Below are 18,768 nucleotides of genomic sequence, written 5' to 3'. Positions count from 1 at the left end.
TATATAATAAAAGAATAACTATAAAGATAAAAATACTAAATGTTTGACAGTGAAACACGGACAGATTGTTCTAAAAGATTTTGCTTAATGAGCTGGAATACATATAAGATAGATTATAAAGACTCTCAAGCATTTAATTCATATATTAATCAAGTTCATGCTGAGCATGATGTCGATATTTTCTGTTTACAAGAAGCAGTACATCATCATGAGACTAGGTTTCCTATTGAGCAGTTTGATATTAACTTCGCTTCAAATATCGTTTTACGTTACCATAATTATGGTGTAGCAACAGTTAGTCATTACCCTGTGATAAAAAATGTCAGGATACTTACCACACATAGGGAGTCTGTTATAAATACTCATAAAGCATCGTTAATTACTCATTTTAATATTGGTAATACAAAGGTCATTGTTGTAAATATCCATGCGATAAATTTCAAAAGTAATAGAGTCTATGAATATGAGTTTGAGAAAATAAAAGAAGTAATAAATCCCAAAAAATATAAATATCCTATAATTATTGCGGGAGATTTTAACTCTTGGAATAGAAAAAGAGTTAAGTTTATAAAAGACTTTTGTCGGGAGTTTAACTTTAAGGTAGCTTTTCTTGAAGGAGCTGACTTAATTAAATCTTTTCAGAATAATCATTTAGATTTTGTTTTATATCGAGACCTAAAGTTAGAAAAAGCATGTGTTTTAGATTGCCAAAAAATATCAGATCATAACCCAATTATTACAAGTTTTTGCCTGAATTAATCTAGCCGCCAAATGATTTTGTTTTGTCATTGATAATGTCATAGCATAGATCAGTAAGCTCAGCTACAGAGTATTGTTTAGGGTCTATTGCCTTTTCAAAAGACATTCTTGCTATACCAGGCTTAATAAAGTCACCTTTTTTACGCCCAAAGAAAACTCCAAAGTTATGAGCTACAGGGATTATAGGTATATCTGTTACTGTAGCTAGCTTCATTGCTGAGCGATGAAATTTAGGATATTCACCAACAGGGACTCTAGTTCCTTCAGGGAATATTATAATGCTAAGCCCTTTATTCTTAACTCTATCTTTGCCATCTTCTAGCACTTTCTTGATAGCCGAAAGCCCTTTAGATCTATCTATACCTATTGCTTCTGCAAAGTGGTTTGCTTTACCAAAGACAGGTTTATCTAGAAGTTCTTGTTTCATTACAAAGCAGCTCTTAGGGATTAAGCCATAAAAAACAAAAGTCTCTAGCATGGACTGATGTTTTGAAACATAAATACATGGATAATCTGGAATATTCTCTTTACCTTCTATTTTTACATAGATTTGTAAAAGTATAAATACACCTAATCTATATAAACAAGACCATAGCCAGCATACAAAAAGCCTGACTCTTAAAGATGCTCCCAACACACCGACTATATTCATTAAAGTACAGCAGAAAGCTAGTACAACATTGGCATATATTTTAAAGATATGCATTCTTGCTACTAATAGCAGATGAATAAGCTTTTTCATCTTTTTTCCTTAACCTTTGAACTCTTTTGTTTTTTCGGTTATTACTTTGTGGCAATAGCTTGTAAGTTCTTTAGAGTTAAACTCATGAGGATCAATTCTTTTACCAAAATCCATTCTGGCAATACCTGGCTTAATAACTTGTCCCCATTTTTTAGGGAAAAATTTACCAAAATTATGTGCTACAGGTATTATGAAAACATTTGCATCTGTAGCTAGCTTCATTGCTGAACGCTGGAACTCAGGATATTCGCCAACATCGACTCTAGTCCCTTCAGGGAATATTACAACGTTTATGCCATCAGCTAGGCTTTGTTTGCCATCAGTAACAACTTTTTTTAATGACTCTCTTGGTTTTTCTCTATCAATTGCAATACTACCTAAGTTCTTCATTGCAGAGCCAAATATTGGCGCTTCAAAGAGCTCTTTTTTCATAATAAAATGGCACTTGCCAATCAGTCCATAAAACATAAATGTCTCAAGCATTGATTGGTGTTTTGAAACATAGATACAAGGGTAGTCTTTGTCTATATTAACTCTACCAGTAATACGGATATAGACTTGAAGAAATACTAGCATACCTATCCAGTAAAGATAAGTCCATACATAGCAGACAGCCATTCTCCAAGATATAGGAAACTTGAAGAAAGTAAAGATATTTATAAGAACACTACAGCCACCAATTACTGCAAAAGAGTAAAGTTGAAAGGCAGTCATTCTTATCCACATTAGGGCGTTCCAAATCTTTTTAAGAAAAGATTTCATTAAAAATTCTCCATATTCTTTTTATTATAAAAAATAGTTTCGCACAACTACAGTACCAAAATTAAGGTACAATTTTATTTTCACCATTATACACTTTTTAAAGCAATCTTCCGATAGGAAAATAAATTTATAAAATGTAAAAAAATTTTTTGGAATATATAAATCATACTATTTTCTTAGAAATAGAATAGAAAGAAATGTTTTTTTTAGAGGTTTTAAAATATTATGAAATATCGGAAAACTTAATTTTAGAGGATAATCGTATATGAGCAAGCAAGGAATAAGCTTTTCAACACAACGGCTTTGTATTAACCCTATAATTCATAGTGATTTGGTGTATGAGCGTTTGTGTGAAATATTAACACCAGAGGTAACTAAGTATCTACCTGAAAGTTTTCAAAAAGTTAATTCTATAGCTAGTGCTAGAGAGTGGCTAAGTATTATGCAAAGTCAGAGTGAGGTTATTGGCATTAGTAATAAGGCAGATCAAAAGTTGATTGGATTATTGATAATATATATTGATAAAAGTATAGCGAATATTGGCTACTTGTTTGCAGAACAAGCTTGGCATCAAGGGTTTGCAAATGAGTTTTTAGATGGTCTTATAACTACTGCTAAAAATGAAACTTCCTGGAAGAGGTTAGTTGGAGGTGTTAGTGTTGATAATAAAGCATCTTCGAGATTGCTAGAGAAAAAAGGATTTAGAAAGGCTATAGATATCGAAAATTCAATGTTGAGTTACTTTTTAGATATTAGATAGTTATCTTTTAGGGTACTGTTGCAAATATTGACAGACTGAGGATAACTGATTCAAATTAAATTGTAATTACTTAGGTAAGGCATCCCTCCAAAAATCCAATTTAAAAAATTAAATCCAAATATTTCAGCTAAGAGCCTATTTATTATAACTATTACAATCAAAAGAAAAAGCAAGGTATTTAAATTTTTAATATTATATAACCTCTAGTTTTAAGTAGTTAATAAATATTATTACATGGATTTTAAAACTTCAAAATTTTTCATAGTATTTAATTTATAAATTCAGGGAATTATTATCAAAAGTGTACCTTCTGACACGTTTTTGAAAACCTTATTTTACGTGTACCAAAAAGTAGGGCTCTCAAGTTACAAAGTGTTACATCTTATAAATAGTTCAGATAATCGAATCCATTAATATTTTAAGTATCAAAAGCTTAAATATTTTATTAATGGGCTAGTAAAGATGATATTAGATATAGTAAATGAAGTAGTAGGCAAAGAAGAAGTTTTTTATAAGGCCGAAGTAAATGGGCTTGAGGCTATATATTCAGCTATAGATAATGAAGATTATTCAACTGTCAAAACTCTGTCTTTGGAGCAGATTGATAAGGGGTGTTTAGATCCTCGCTATGTAATATATGCCGAATTTGGATATTGGCATGAGGCTGTTGAATCTAATATTAAGGGTGAAATTCTTATAGAGTTAATTGAGATTCACCAGTTTTTCTTGGAAAAAATTGAAGATGGTAAAATTCGTTTTAAAGTTTATCTAGCAATCCTTGAGTGGCTTCATTCTAGTATGTTAGCTCACGCGAAATTTATAAAATCAAAATCTGATAGCTACTCTGAAGAAGATAAGGGAGCTTTAGAGCGAGCTTTTGATGAGTATATTTTATTCATAAAAGCAAATTTTGAAGATATTAATATAGCTCAGATATATCAAATCAAAGATATATATAAGACTTTAAAGGTTACACAAGAAATAGAAGATGTTGATCAAGTTGAGAATCAAAGTGAACAATGTAATGAAGTAAGTGATACCAAAGAGCAATGTGAAGATCATTCTTTAAATCATAGTGATTTTTATATAAGCGATGAATGGAGTAAGCTCTTACGGAATATAAGAATTTATCGAAAACTTATAAATGAAAAGTCATGGCTTAGAGCAGCTGTTGTTTATCAGGTTATTAATACAGCCTTAAAAGAGTTTGACCCTATTAAATACTTTCCTGAGACATTTTATTCTTATCTTAAAGACACAGTAAATGCATATGATCACTTAATGCATCAGCTAAGTCTTTCTAATAATCCATTATGGCTAATGTTATCACAAACATTTAGTAGCGATCCTGAGAGCTTTAGTACAGATGATTCATTGGATAACACTAGAGAAGTATTGGCGAAACAAGTTAGTAGTAGTTTTACAGATCAGCCTCAACAATATGAAACAGCTATGAGTAATGATGAGCAAGATCAATTAAATTGGTAGGATGTTATGTTAGGTAATTTATCAGTTGGTAAAATAAATTTTGATGATTTAACCGATCTAAAACTTGAAGAGCTTAAGTCACAGTTTAATTATAATTCACCTACAACTCTTGTAGAGCTTGAGTTTGCACAGCAATATAATAAGTGGCTTGCTTCTAAGCAGATGGACGGTATCCCTAATGGAAGACTACAAGTCAGTATTACTACCTTAAATGAAGACTTATCTGAAAATATTCAGAAGATAAAATATTTACATACAATCCAAATCAAGGATTTGAAACTTGATTTTGAGCTATATGGATTTAGTGGAGAGTTGTCTTTTAATATTCCATATGATCTTGAAAAAGAGAGTTTGTGGGATGACTTATCTAATTATCAAAATAAGTTTGTAATTGATATAAGGTATCAAGAGGATTTAAAGAACACAGGTTTCAGCCAGCCTAACAGACAAAACAATTGGAGTATTAAAGGTTACATAGACCTTTCAAAAGATAATGCTATAGAATTAATAGATCAAGTAAGCCATATTGGTGCTAGACGCTACCTATCTTGTAAACTGCTTTTTACTGATGCTCTTACATTTATTACAAAACAACACTATCCTGTTAAGATATATCCTCAATCTAGATATGCGGATATATTCGATGATATATTTGGAAAATTTGATAAATTATTAAGTATAAGTATCAACGAAGATATTACAGCTTTTTATACGCAATATAATTGGATATGTGTAAATTGTGATTATCCAAAATATAGTTTTTATGATTTCTTTTTTTATACGTTAAGACATTATCAGCTACAGCTGATTTATGATTATTCAACTCAAGATCCTAATTATAGTATAGTCGATTTAAGTAAACCTGAAACTAAAGAAGAAGCTATTACTGAATTGCCTATGGGAATAATTAGTAGAATTGTAAATCAAATAGGAGATTATAGTTTTAGTAATAGTAGTTTGATAAATCAGCACTGGGCATTACAAGAGGAGTCTCCGATTAAAAGTGTACATGCTTCGAGTAAAAGTATACCAGCATCAAAAGATCATATATTTAGCTATGCTGTACCATCAATACAATTAGAAAACGCAGAAGAGTTTTATAAAAAAGAAATTGATAATACAAAGAAAAAACTAAAATATATAGATCTTGAATGGGAATATTTTCCAGCAGAGTTTACGATTCTACCAAGAAGTAAATTTTCTTTACCGAAAACATATAAGAAAATATTATCTCAATATACTGGGGCTTTAGTGATTTCGAGCACAAAGATATCCTTTAGAAACTATAATAATATAGCTATATATGCAGGACAAACATCCATATATACAACTTGTGCATCTAATAAAGATATTTCTAGTATCGACTATCAGTTAAAACATGGTATAGATATCAATACATGTGTATGTTCAGCTGATGTTTTAGCGTTATCTTTTCCAAACTTTGCTAAACCTGTCAAAGCATTAAATATTTATGGCTGGATTGATGGTCAACCCTCTGGAACAGATACTACATATTCTATTGTAGCAGCAGATCAGAAAGATTCTCAGAAAGATATTAATAAAGATTTTTCAACAGAAAAGACTATTTTCTTGATGCATGATCATACGCTTAAAGAGCTTTCTTATATAGTAAGAATACCTTCACTATTAAATGGGAATTCTAATAAATCACTTTATATAACTTTACCATATTTTATATTACATGATCATGCAGTTATGCCTCTACGTAATGGTACCCCAGTAGCAATTAGTTTAAGTCAAGAAAATGGCTCGATTGATAAGGTTATGTGGCATAGCATGTTAGATGAATCTTTTAACAAAAATTCTCAGATTAATAAAATGACTCTTGGAGCTAATGATTCAGCAGGAATTGTTCACCAAGCAGAAAATAAAAAGTTACAAGAGTCGGCTTTAGAAATATTTTCACAGACTTCGAATAATAAAACTCAAATAATATCTGATAAAACACAGATGTCTTTGATTTATAGAGAGGAATGATATGAATGTTTTACTCGAAAAACAAAGTATTTTGTCTATCTTTGCAATAGGCATCATGGGAGTAGTTGTATTTATAATAATAATTAAGATGTATAAAAAGCTGATGCAAAGAACACTCTTTTATAAAAAAGGACTTGGTAAGATAAATACCTTTTTTGCTAAATTATTTAAGGTGAATGCACTTAATGAAATATATCTAGAGTTTTATAAGTCGTTAAGTTTATGGGAAAGGTTCAGACTGTATTTTGCAAGGAAGAATATATTGATCAATAGCTCTCTTGAAGTTGAAGATGAGTTTGGAATTTATTTTAAATTAGACACTAACCACCTTAGTCTATATATCAATCCTAAAAAACTTTATAAATCCAGGATTAAAGAGGCTGACATTTTATGCTTATTTAATAAAGTATTTAAAGGGCGCATAAATTTAGTTGTAGTTAATGTAGGTACTAGACTTGATAATAAAGGCTTAACTAGTCAGATAGATCATATCAGCATGTGTTTTGCTGATATTTCTAGATACTTATCTAGTAGTTTTAGTTATATAGTAAATATAGTTGAACAAGACAATAATATTTATTATGAGACATGGCGTCAGTATGCACAAGTTGCTAATATTAAAAGCTTTTGGGTAGATGAGAAGCCCTCTCTATCATGGTTTGATATAGTTACCACTAAATATACAGACAAACAACTTTACTTAGGTGAACAACCTTTTAGCTCTAAACAGATAAGAGATTTATATTGTTTTTTAAATAATCATCTTCGATTTGAGTACTTTATTAACTCATTGCAGTCGGAAATATCTAATAAGGTAGCATTATACGGAGGGTTTGGAATTGATCTTATCAAGACAGGTAAGCTCTTCAGAAATAGTGTGATTGAGAAAGATTATTTTACTCAAAAGTTTACAAAAAAACTTAAGAAAAAGACTTTTCTAATAGTTCTACTTTTATTAATAGGTTGTTTTATAGTTGGCTGGTACAAGGTTAAAAACAATATTAGTAATATAGCTAATCAAATACCTTTGACTTGTAAATACTCAGGGTCTTTAAGTGAGATTAATTTAAAAAATTATCAAAAAAGTTTAAATGAAACTTTTTATAGTAACTTAATTGTAACTCTAGCATATCATAATGCAGGGAAGAAACATTTAGATAATTTGTGGGAGAGATTTATATATAAACATGTAATACTTCGAGCATTATCAAAGACTAATAATCCCATACAGAGATTAGCTTTAAACATTCTTCAAAACCAGATAACAAATCCATACATAAGAGAACTGGTTTCTGATAATTTATGGTTATGGTCTAAAGTCACTAAAGTACCTGAGAATGTTTTGAGAGTGTGGCTAGAGGTTGCTCATGATAAGACTAATCTTAAAAGGGAGTATGACTTGTCTTCTGATAGGCGAGAATATAATAATATAACTGAATATATTAATGATTTTATTGTCCATATATTTAAGCAAAAAAACTCTGTAAAGATTCCATTAGATAGAACAGTGATAAATAGAGCTTTAGAATTAGCCCTATTAGATCAGCTATTAAATGATCATAACTTGAGCATTCATATACATGACTCTAAATTGAGAGATCAATTATCTCTTTCATATGAACAAAGAGTAGTTTTAAACCATTTTATTACCTACTTAGAGCTTAGAGATGTTATTGAAACAGTTGTAAGTCAAGTAAGTACTAGAGATAAAGTAGATAGACTAGCTAATATTGAGAATAGCATAAAGCAGTTAGCTAAAACACCATGGGATAGAAAGTTAGTTAGTTTTATGCTACAAAGTGTTAGTGATAATTTCTACTTAAGTTCGCAGGATGAACGTAAAGATTATTATAGTTATAACTTCTATGAAAAGAATATAAAACCTATCAATTTAAAGCTTTTGAAAACTGTTAAGGCATATGCTGAGATAGGTATTAATATTAATCCTATATATACAAAGTTTAAGTTATCATTAGATAAATATAAAAAAGCTTATAAGAACTATTACTATCAAAAGGCTTTAGATGCTCTTGAAGTTGATTCTAGAGATATTTATACCTTGCTATTTAGTTTAAAAAGAATTAGTACATCATCAAATATAGAACCTTTATTATTGTCTATTCAAAAAAATGTTTTACAGCATAAAAATGTTTTCATGTCTGAAAAAAGCTTTAAAGGGATTAATAATTTCCATAATAACCTTCAAAAATATAACAAGATCATGGATAAGTATATTGATATATTAAATAAGACAAAATCAAACCCTGAAATATTAATTAAATTTTATCAAAATGATAAACATCCTTTTAAAAAAGATGTGGATGAGTTTCTACAATCTACTAAGGTCACGCCAGAGCTTGCTAGACCTCTTTCTCAACCTGCACTAGCTAGTGAACAAGTAACAACAGCGTTATTACAAGAGTATGTTCAAAAATATTGGCGTACAAATTTACAAGGCAGTTATAATAAGGTTTTTGATTCCTTCCCATTTAAAGAAGATGCTACTAATGAAATAAGTGTAGATACTTTAATAAAAACTATTGGAAAAGATGGAAAATTTTGGAGATCTTACGCAAAGATTGCGCCTTTAATCAGAAATTATAAGGGAAATAAGTGGCTTACAGATGGACAGTTTAAAGAGTATCAAAAGATAAGTAAGCTATCTAAGCTTCTTTGGGATGCTAATGGCAAACCAAAACCTATAAAGTTTACTTTAAAAACATCTGAGCTATTACCAAGCTATAGTCACGTTGAGACTTCGTGGATTTTCTTCAAAGATAAAAAAACATCTTACTATGAAGGTGTTTTATCGATAGGTGAAAATAGTATTTCTGATATAGGAGTTGGAGAGGTTAAGCGCATTTTTGAAGTTCAGTGGTGGTTAAATAAGCCCGCATCAATTGCTTTAGTAAGTGACAAGAAAGATTTAATAGCTCAGCAAGTAATAGAAGGCGACTGGTCATTTTGGAAGTTATTAAAGTCAGCAGATCGTAAAGGAAATATTTTTTATTGGAATTTTAATAATGATAATACAGATGTTTCGTTTGATATTAATTACTCAAAGATATGGCTTAATTAAAGAGCGTTTTGGAGGTATTTTATGGATGAGTTATCTATTACTGTAAAAGAGATGGTAAATGCTCTTAATCAAATACAGTCTCAAGCAGAGAGAGACTTCAAAAACTATACAAGATGCTTATATTCTTCTAAGGTAAAAGCTCATTTTCCTCATATGTTAACCCCAACATTTCAAGGGTGTTATATTAAAGTTTCAGATTGTTATCTACACGATGATAGTAACTATATTGACCTAGAGCAGCAGGTTGAGGTAGATATATTAAAGAAACAACAACTTTTATATTCAGCAATCTCTACAAGGATATTGCCTTTTGATGTTGAGAGTGTTGAGAATCAAACTCAAGGGATAAGTCTAAAATTTACCGCTAAATCAGAGAGTTTCACTTTACAAGATAATAGTTTTAGCTTTTGGTTACATTCTGATTCTATGGCTATAGAGGAGCTTATTGATATTTATGGAAAATTAAATATCTTAGATAAAGCTTCCTTGAAAATAGAGTTCGTTGATAGTTCCATACTTGAAAAGGTAGTCGATATTAGTTATGGCTATGATTATATACAACACTCTAATCATAGGTTTCGCCAAAATTTGGCTGATCCTAGATTACAGTTTAGAATTAATGTGAATTTACACCAACATTTGTCACAGAAGATCAGGTCGATAAAGTTATTAGTTCAAGGTTTTTCTATTGAAGAACTATACCAAGATCAGTTAAATGATCTATTTCATACAAACTTAATACCTGTGGTTAACCAATACCAAGCGATTAGTGATAATTTTGTTATGGATGGTGACTATGAGGTTTATTGGTTAAAGAGTAAAGAAAGGACTGATTTTTATATTCATGAAGTATTAACTGTATATGTAGATAAAAAACCTTTAGCTCCTATAGATTATAAGGTCATTTATAAAGATAACAGGGTTGGGTTAGAGTTTAATCAAATTTCTCAAGTTTATAATAAGGTTATTTCAGCGGATATATATGTTAGTCGTAAGTTTGATCAAGGATTGATGAACAATTATCATAAAGCAAAGGTAAAGTGGCTAAACCAAAATATATCTACTTATAAACTAGAAGTTAAAAGTCTAATAACAACTTCTGAAACTCAATATGATATCCACTTAATAGAGCCCTTATTAAGGATCCTTAAAATACCTAGTATCCATAGGTGGCATTTGCAAGATTGGAAAGGCTTGCTCAAATTTACGGATATATCAGCATTAGTTGATATTCAAGCTTGGCTTAATGATATATCTATAGATGAAGAAATGCAAATATCTTTATATTTTAAGAGTGTTTCTAAAAGCTATCAAAATTGGGTCAGATTTTATCTTGGACAGATAGAGGTATTCTTGCAAAAAAATACTAAATATAACTTTAGGATAAAGGGGGTTTTTCAATGATATCTTTTCCACGGAATTATAAAAACTGTATTCGCTATATAAATGAACAATATCCAAACTATAGGAAGTATTGGTATGCAAATTGGGATCAAGATAATGCTGTTTATATTATTAAAGAAGTTATAGTTGAAGATATGGTCATAAATATTTGGATTAATATTTGGTTATTAAATAAAGATACTAGAAATTTAGCAATACTTAAAAGTTGTCTGGATGTTGCTGCAACTAAAAGTCTTAAAAGCCAGATATTAGGAAAGTGGTTAACACTATATAACTACGCCCTTTATCCTGAGTTGCTAAGCTACCAAAGTGATATTTACCGTAATGGAGAAATCATCTTTTCTAAAGATGATTATAACTATCGATCTCTTGCTACAATAGAGCAACTTATTCGTAAATCACTAGGTAAATATAGGGTCAGAGTTGACTTGAAATATCTTAATAAGGTTAGAGGTAGCATTTTGGGAGAGGCTAAATTAAATAGTCCTTTATCAAAAGTTTATGTAGATAGATTAATTATTATAAGTGGTAAGATTACTTTCAGAATGTTAACACAGGAGCCAGAAAGAAACCTTAGCAAACTTTATAAAGAGATAATCGCAAAACTTATAGGCCTTAGTTCTGAGCTTTATGTTGCTTTTAAGAATATTTTACTAGTAATTGATAATGGTTTAGAAACTCTGAATTTAGGAGATCTACTAAATAGTAGTAGTTTATCAGGAAGCTTTATTTATAAGGTTATAGAAAATGAAAAGTACTAGAATAAAAAATATAAAATCAGTTTCGGTGTTCATATTATTTTTACTTCTTTTAGGATGTACAAGTTCAAACTTTAATCTAATAATTCAACCAAACAAGCTAAGCAATAATGGTCAACCTTTCTATGTTATTGTTAAAAAGGAGTCAATGTTTAATTACTTAGATAGTAACGTAGATAGTGTCTATGATAGTTATCTTAATACAGGTAAGAAATATTATGGTGTTTTGATATATCCAAGTAAAGGTAAGCAGGTTATACCTATAGGGAAATCAAAGAACCAAGGCATATCAGTATACTTCTTGTTTAAGAAAAATAAAGGAGAAGGATCTTGGAAGTTCTATATTAATCCAAATAATCAGGAGGATAAAACGGTTAATATTTCAAAAAATAATGTAATGGAGGTCTTGTAAATGTGGAGATTGAAATTCTATAGTATTATTAATGAAGTTGATAACTATATTACTAAAAGTGATACTGATTTTTATCAACATGTTGAAACTTTGTATAAAGAAATTTTATCGTTACAGTTAGAGTTGGTTGATATAAATCGTGAAGAAGGTAAGTATAGTCAATCACATCTAATTACATTTGCTTTAGCAGCATACTGTGATGAGAGATTAAATATAAAAGCAATATCTTCAGGGTACTGTTATGAGATGCTACAGACCCAGCTGTTTAAAACACTAGAGGCGGGCAAAGTTTATTATCAATATTTAGAATACTTAGTAGCACAGAGGTCACAAATTTATATTGATACTTATTGGGTATATTATTATTTACTTACTCATGGCTATAAAGGGATGTATGATTCTGATAATTATTTTGAAAGAAGTCTTTATTTAAGACAGCTAAAAATATTGTTAATAGATTATACTCCCTTAAAGCTTTCTATTGAATCTCCTTCAATAATAAAAAGAATTAAAGATAAGCTTAAAAGAATATCTTTAAGAGTATTAGGCTTAGTAGAAGTAGCATCATTTTTCTGTCTAATTTGCAGCTATTTCATAATTAATTATTTATAGGGAGGTAAAATATATGTCAAAACAAGTTTGTGCAGGAGCTAAACTTAAGTGTAGCTTTGGTCAAGCACCATCTAGCCTAATAGTTTTACCTAAACCTTTTAGTTGCGATCAGAAACCTGCAGCAGTTATTACAGATAGTATACCAATGATCAATATCCCTTCATTTGGGATGTGTTCATGTCTAGCAAATCCAGAAGTTGCATCTGCTACATCTGCAGCATCTGGTGTATTAACACCAATGCCATGTATACCTGCTATAGCTACACAATGGTTTCCTGGTAATCCTAAAGTAAGAATAAATGAGATATTATCATTAACTGATAACTGTAAGTTAAATTGTATCTATGGTGGTGTTGTAGAAATTGAGGAGTCAGGGCAAAACAAGGTAACAATAAAATAGAGAGGTTTTATTATGGTTAAACATATAATTACTCAAAATATGCAAGGTATTAATTTAGAGGCTAATAACGATAACAAAATAGTATCTATATTTTGTAATGCAGCAGATGAAGTTATAGTTTTGACAACTCAACAAGCATCGGTAAATTTAAATTCAAAAGAAGGGACAATTCTTTTAACAACAAATGATATAAAGATATCGTTAGATAAATCTGGAAGCATAACTTTAGATAATGGTAATTCTAATATTAATATAAAAGGTTCAAATGTTAATATTCACGCCTCAAATATTAACATAAAAGGTTCAAATATTAGTATGCAAGGTAATATTAGTATCAAAGGTAACCTTAGTGTTGCTTAACCTTTAAGCAATCTTATATTTATATACAACTAAAGAATCTTTAGATAGTAGTTATTTAAGTACATCTTAACCCTATAATGAATCTCAAGGAATCCCCCTCTAATAAATAAAAGAAAGTTACAAAATTTTACAAATACTTAATATTTAAGATACATCCAACAATTATTTTAGTATATAGAAACTACAAATAGTTTTATTAAGAAAAAGAAAAGGGGTGTTTAAATGAAAGTTAATGAATCAATTCCAAAATCTCGTATTACAATTACATATGATATGGAGGTTAAAGGAACTAAAAAGAAAAAAGAGTTACCTTTTAGACAACTATTAATAGGAGATCTTTCTTTAGGCAACTCACAGGAAAGAAAAAAGGATTTACCTAATCGCAAAATTTATGAGCTAGCAAGTCCAAACCTATCAGAAGTGATGGAGCCTATGGGTATCCAGTTAAATATTCGTGTGCCAAATCATCTTAAAGAAGATGCTGAAGATATTAAGGTTAACTTATGTGTGGACTCGATGAAAGTATTTGATCCAAGTACTATTGCTCAACTTATTCCTGAATTGGCATCGCTACTTCAAGCTAAGAGGCTAATACAAGAATTTACCTCAACTATTGATAATAATAGAAAACTTAGGAACTTATTTAATAATGAAATTAATAATGCTCAAGCTATAGAAAAGATTCAAGAAGAGCTTCCTCAACTTGAGTCGTATGAGCTTAATAAAGGGGGAGAGTAAAATGAGTGAAACTAAATATAAATGCGTTGATATTCTCTCAGCAGCAGGCTTTGAAGATAGTAGTTGTTTTGATCTTATATCCCAAGATCAACTAAGTAAAAGCAAGTTGCAGGCAAGTTATGAATCAAGATTTATGACAGCATTATCAATATTACTTAGTAATAGAAAAGATGAAACAGTTATTGATAAAAATTTGATTAACCGAGTAACTAGTATGATTGATCAGATGCTTAATAAGCAGGTTTCAGAAATACTAGCACATCCAGATTTTAGGAAGTTAGAAACCAGCTGGAGATCTGTTCAAGAAGTTGCAAACAGCGTTAACTTCCAAAATACGCAACTATCTATAATGGATGTTGAAAAAGATGAGTTAGCAGAAGATTTTGAAAATAATAGTGTGGATGTATCTGGTAGTGATTTCTTTAAGAAGATTTATGTTGCTGAATATGATCAGTTCGGAGGTGAGCCATATGGAGCATTAATAGGCCTTTATGATTTTGATAAGTCACAAGAAGATATTGAATGGCTTACTGTTATGGGCAAGGTTGCAGAAGCTTCTCATGCACCATTTATCGCGGCAGTATCGCCAAAATTATTTGGTTGTGAGACATATAATGATTTAAGTGATATTAAAGATGTAGATGGTCTGATGGCTCATCCTAGGTTTGGACGGTGGAATGTGTTTCGTAAGACAAGGGCAGCTGGATATATAGGCTTAACACTGCCTAACTTTATGCTGAGAGCTCCATATGATCCTGTTAATAATCCTGCAGGTAAAGGGCCTTTAAGCGATTTTAAAGAAGAGGTTAGTCTGGCTACTCCAGATCAAAACTGTTTATGGGGTAATGCATCGGTACTCTTTGCTAAAAATTTAGCTAGGTCATTTGAGACTACAGGTTGGTGCCAATCAATTTGTGGTCCTACAAGCGGAGGAAAACTTGAAGGTTTACCTATTTATAACTTTAATGAACGTGATAGTAATGCTTTTGTCTTGCCTGTTAACTTATTAATTCCAGATCATAAAGAATATAGTTTAGCTAAGGCTGGTTTTATAGGATTAGTTTATGAGAAGAAAACGTCAAATGCATGTTTTTTCAGTGCACAATCATTAAAGGTAAGTGAGGAGTTTGAAGATCCAAATGATAGTGAAAATAGTCAGCTAATTACTAAGTTACCATATACATTTTCAGCTTGTAAGATAGCTCATTATGTTAAGTGTATGGCTCGTGATGAGATCGGTTCTGAGTCAGATGAAACAATTATAGCTAACAAATTAAATACATGGATTAGTAAATATATAACAACACTTCCAAACCCTGATACGTTAACTGTTTCTTACTACCCGTTTAAGGCAGCTAGTATTGAAGTCAGCAAATCTCATGGTATGGCTGGTTGGTATAACTGCTCGATCGAAGTCTTGCCTCATGTCAAATTTGAGGGAATGGATGTGGCTATTAAACTAGATACAAGACTTGCTTAAGAAAGAGTAACTACAAAAGGAGAAAAGAGATGTCAGAAATTAATAGATTAGTTTTTAATGAAGGTGGGATGTTTCATTTAGAGTCTAATTCACTAGTAAATGCACAGCCTGACTCACATAATATAACGGACTCACGGTTATTATTAGGAAGTAGTTTCTCTATTAGTATCGCTGGACAACCTGTTACATTAACTAAGTTTAAAGCTATGCAACCTGGAGGTGCTTCAGAACCAAGAAGTGATATTGTAGCGACGCTTGAGCGTATGGATATTGAGAATGCGACCTTAGGGACTTTGGCAAATAACTCTATAACTATAGGGGTAACAAGCGAGACTCTCAATGCTATACAAACGGCATATGCTTCTGCTGCTGCGCGAAATAGCTTGATTACAACCCAGCTTACAATTACTCCAGATTCTTTAATTCCTGAAGGGCAGTTTTATTTCATATCTGCCACAGGAAAAGAAGGTATCTGGGAAAGTATTGCAAGGCTTGAAACATCAGTAACATTTACAACTATAGCTAGGGCCGAAATCTCTCCAATGGATGACGGTGAAGGTCCAAATGCCCCAGGATATGTTACTTTTGATAATGTACTTGCGAGTAATAACTTCAAAGTTTCAATCTCCACATCAAAGATAAAACCTAGCGATAAACTAGTTGTAATAGTTCGAGCAAATAATTCAGCAGCAGCTGAAGAATAGAGGGTTTGTTATGAGTCAAGTGCATTGGAGTATGGGGCAAGTATTATTGCCGGAACATTTCATCTTGCAGCAAAAATATATGCATCAGCTGAGTAGTCATTTGAATAGTGTAATTAATGGCTACGATGATGGTGTTTTGGATATTGTTATAGATGAGAAAGCATTATCTTATAATGTTTTAAAAATAACTGACTTAGCTATGTTTATGCCTAATCATATCTTTGTATCGTTAAAGTTTAATGCTATATGTGAAGCTTATGAGCTAGATTCAGAGCAAGTAAAGGATAGTCAGTTAAGCCTATATCTAACCTTAAAAGAGAATCCAAGTATACAGCTTAAAAGGGTTAATAATTATGATATTGAGATAGAGTATTTTGAATTTTTTTTAAGTGATTCTTTAGTAGCTAATGCAGAATACTCAGTAAAGCTTTTTGAGTTGATTTATATAGAGGATGAGCAAAAATGGCAAATTGGTAAATATATGCCTAAATGTATACTTCTACCACAGATGTTTGCTAGATCATTTTTAGAGTCTCTAAAAGAAAAGCTATCTAATGTTAAAGAGAAACTACAATCTATTTGTATAAGTAAGAATTTATATGATAGATACCAGTCAGTTCATCTTAAACTATCAGAAATAGAATATTGGTTAGATCTCCAGCAATCAGGAACTAAGCCTATAAATATACAAGACCTACAATATTGTTTATATAGGCTATATCAGTGTACGTCTATTGTATGGGATAATAGAACTTATCTTTATGAAAGTTGTGGCCAACCTTTGTATGATTGTATTAAACTTTTAGAGTTAATAAATAAATACTTTTTAGGCGAGTTAAAAACCTCAAACACATATAGTTTGACTTATAAATATGGTATATATCAATCAGGTATACTAGATGATGCATTTTTTATATCTGAGTTTAAATATCTAGTATATGAGGGTAGCAAATCAGCAATATCTGAAAAGAAAATCTTAATTAAAGGTTTTGCTCCTTCCAAAACTGAGAATATTTTGTTAAAAGCTTTACCTGGTATTGAGATAAAAGCAGTTGATGAAAAAATATTTTTGGATAATTTTCCAAATGCAGATCAAGTTTTTGAAATAATACCAAAAGGAGATCAGTGGCAGTCTGTAGCTGATGAAAGAGTCTTATGTTTTGAGACTAATTTATTAAAAGAGGAAATATCTCAAATATACTTAAGTTGCATATAAAAATAAAAGTATATAGAAAAGTCTTCACTATTTCCTGAATATGATTAAATTAACATATTCTTAATATATAATTAGAATATGCCTGTTAGATAGGGGGATGTATGCATATATTGATCGTTGATGATGATAAAAAAATTTGCTCTATGCTTGAACTTTTTTTTAATAAGTACAACTATGAAGTAGATGCAGTATACTCAGGTGAAGAAGCTCTTAGCCTTTTAGAAACTAGCCATCACCAATTTGATGCTATTATACTAGATATACATATGCAAGGGATATGTGGTATTGAGACCTGTAAGAGAATTAGGCAATTTTCAGAGATACCTATATTAATGTTAACTTCAAGCAAAGAAGATGTTAATACTATATTAGCATTAGAAATAGGCGCTGATGATTATATGACGAAGCCTTTTAATATTATGGTTTTGCATTCAAGAATTAAAAACATTCTTAGAAGGTCTCATCAATACCATGAAATTTCAGCAAATAAAAAGTTTATCAACTATACCTTTTCAGATTGTACTCTTGATACAGGTACACAAACATTAAGATATAAAGATAGAATAATACCAATAACAACAGGTGTTTATAGGATTCTTAAATATTTTCTAGAAAATCCAAATATTGTTCTTTCTAGAGACCTTTTGATGGAAAATATACAAAATAGATCTTTGGAAAGTTTTGATAGATCAATAGATATTCAGGTCTCAAGATTAAGAAAAATACTTAAAGATATTGGTATTAATGATGCTATAAAGACTATACATGGCTCAGGGTACATGTGCAATCTAAGTGTGCATCAGAGTATTAGATAGTAAGGCTTGGGAGTTTAAGTCCTTTGGGAAGGCTACTATATATTGTTATATTTCGTTTAGTTTATTTCTTTTAGAAAATTTGTATCGCAATGTTAATGTTATACGAGGCTTTAAGTTTTTAGTCAAAGAACATTGTGAATGCTAATTCATATACAGCAAAAAACTTAGAGGACTTCACGTTAACTATATCTTAAATATGTATTGTGGGACTGTTGAAATCTGATATTAATTTTAAAATTGTTTAAAATATACTGAAAAGTAATATATGATTTTTTTATGTT

Annotated in this window: 18 protein-coding genes; 16 read left to right on the top strand and 2 right to left on the bottom strand. The window is 30.5% G+C overall.

What is annotated here, in order from left to right; genetic code table 11:
• Nucleotides 1-39 precede the first annotated feature (39 nt).
• A complete protein-coding gene (locus AB8E56_RS03535; protein WP_329478026.1) occupies nt 40-759 on the top strand; it encodes an endonuclease/exonuclease/phosphatase family protein in 720 nt (239 codons plus the stop codon).
• A 1-nt stretch (nt 760) separates the two neighbouring features.
• Here AB8E56_RS03535 and AB8E56_RS03530 read toward each other — a convergent pair whose 3' ends face one another.
• Nucleotides 761-1,501, bottom strand: a complete 741-nt coding sequence (locus tag AB8E56_RS03530) for a lysophospholipid acyltransferase family protein (RefSeq protein ID WP_329478024.1) — start codon at nt 1,499-1,501, stop codon at nt 761-763.
• Between the two features lie 9 nt (nt 1,502-1,510).
• Complete coding sequence (locus AB8E56_RS03525) at nt 1,511-2,263, bottom strand: lysophospholipid acyltransferase family protein (RefSeq protein ID WP_329478022.1); 753 nt, start codon at nt 2,261-2,263, stop codon at nt 1,511-1,513.
• A gap of 265 nt (nt 2,264-2,528) precedes the next feature.
• Here AB8E56_RS03525 and AB8E56_RS03520 point away from each other — a divergent pair, with 265 nt between their 5' ends.
• The 15 genes from AB8E56_RS03520 (at nt 2,529) to AB8E56_RS03450 (ending at nt 18,487) form a co-directional block, all read left to right on the top strand.
• Entirely contained in the window at nt 2,529-3,023 is a 495-nt protein-coding gene (locus AB8E56_RS03520) for a GNAT family N-acetyltransferase (RefSeq protein WP_329478020.1), read from the top strand.
• Nucleotides 3,024-3,485: 462 nt separating this feature from the next.
• Complete coding sequence (locus AB8E56_RS03515; protein ID WP_329478018.1) at nt 3,486-4,511, top strand: type VI secretion system protein IglI family protein; 1,026 nt, start codon at nt 3,486-3,488, stop codon at nt 4,509-4,511.
• A 6-nt stretch (nt 4,512-4,517) separates the two neighbouring features.
• Entirely contained in the window at nt 4,518-6,509 is a 1,992-nt protein-coding gene (locus AB8E56_RS03510; protein WP_329478016.1) for a hypothetical protein, read from the top strand.
• Between the two features lies 1 nt (nt 6,510).
• Nucleotides 6,511-9,588: a hypothetical protein gene (locus tag AB8E56_RS03505; protein WP_329478014.1), complete on the top strand. Its 3,078-nt coding sequence runs from the start codon at nt 6,511-6,513 to the stop codon at nt 9,586-9,588.
• 21 nt (nt 9,589-9,609) lie between these two features.
• A complete protein-coding gene (gene iglH / locus AB8E56_RS03500) occupies nt 9,610-10,992 on the top strand; it encodes a type VI secretion system baseplate subunit TssF/IglH (protein ID WP_329478012.1) in 1,383 nt (460 codons plus the stop codon).
• Nucleotides 10,989-11,753, top strand: coding sequence for a hypothetical protein (locus AB8E56_RS03495; protein WP_329478010.1), 765 nt, complete (start codon nt 10,989-10,991; stop codon nt 11,751-11,753). Before iglH ends, AB8E56_RS03495 begins: the two co-directional genes overlap by 4 nt.
• Nucleotides 11,740-12,162, top strand: coding sequence for a type VI secretion system lipoprotein IglE (iglE, locus tag AB8E56_RS03490; protein WP_329478008.1), 423 nt, complete (start codon nt 11,740-11,742; stop codon nt 12,160-12,162). The genes AB8E56_RS03495 and iglE overlap by 14 nt, the downstream gene beginning before the upstream one ends.
• Entirely contained in the window at nt 12,163-12,774 is a 612-nt protein-coding gene (locus tag AB8E56_RS03485; protein WP_329478006.1) for a DotU family type IV/VI secretion system protein, read from the top strand.
• Between the two features lie 13 nt (nt 12,775-12,787).
• Nucleotides 12,788-13,174: a DUF4280 domain-containing protein gene (locus AB8E56_RS03480; protein ID WP_329478004.1), complete on the top strand. Its 387-nt coding sequence runs from the start codon at nt 12,788-12,790 to the stop codon at nt 13,172-13,174.
• Nucleotides 13,175-13,186: 12 nt separating this feature from the next.
• Nucleotides 13,187-13,534, top strand: coding sequence for a hypothetical protein (locus tag AB8E56_RS03475; RefSeq protein ID WP_329478002.1), 348 nt, complete (start codon nt 13,187-13,189; stop codon nt 13,532-13,534).
• Nucleotides 13,535-13,756: 222 nt separating this feature from the next.
• Entirely contained in the window at nt 13,757-14,272 is a 516-nt protein-coding gene (gene tssB / locus AB8E56_RS03470; RefSeq protein ID WP_329478000.1) for a type VI secretion system contractile sheath small subunit, read from the top strand.
• Nucleotide 14,273: 1 nt separating this feature from the next.
• On the top strand, nt 14,274-15,752 hold the full coding sequence (gene tssC, locus AB8E56_RS03465; protein ID WP_329477998.1) for a type VI secretion system contractile sheath large subunit: 1,479 nt from the start codon (nt 14,274-14,276) through the stop codon (nt 15,750-15,752).
• Between the two features lie 29 nt (nt 15,753-15,781).
• On the top strand, nt 15,782-16,456 hold the full coding sequence (locus AB8E56_RS03460) for a hypothetical protein (RefSeq protein ID WP_329477996.1): 675 nt from the start codon (nt 15,782-15,784) through the stop codon (nt 16,454-16,456).
• 10 nt (nt 16,457-16,466) lie between these two features.
• Nucleotides 16,467-17,672, top strand: a complete 1,206-nt coding sequence (gene tssK, locus AB8E56_RS03455) for a type VI secretion system baseplate subunit TssK (RefSeq protein WP_329477994.1) — start codon at nt 16,467-16,469, stop codon at nt 17,670-17,672.
• 101 nt (nt 17,673-17,773) lie between these two features.
• Nucleotides 17,774-18,487 carry a response regulator transcription factor gene (locus AB8E56_RS03450; RefSeq protein WP_329477992.1) on the top strand — a complete coding sequence of 238 codons (714 nt, stop codon included), beginning with the start codon at nt 17,774-17,776 and terminating at the stop codon, nt 18,485-18,487.
• The last annotated feature ends 281 nt before the right edge of the window (nt 18,488-18,768 follow it).

It is taken from the genome of Francisella sp. 19X1-34, assembly GCF_041102755.1.
Taxonomy (GTDB): Bacteria; Pseudomonadota; Gammaproteobacteria; order Francisellales; family Francisellaceae; genus Francisella.
This window is presented reverse-complemented; position numbering and strand designations above follow the sequence as displayed.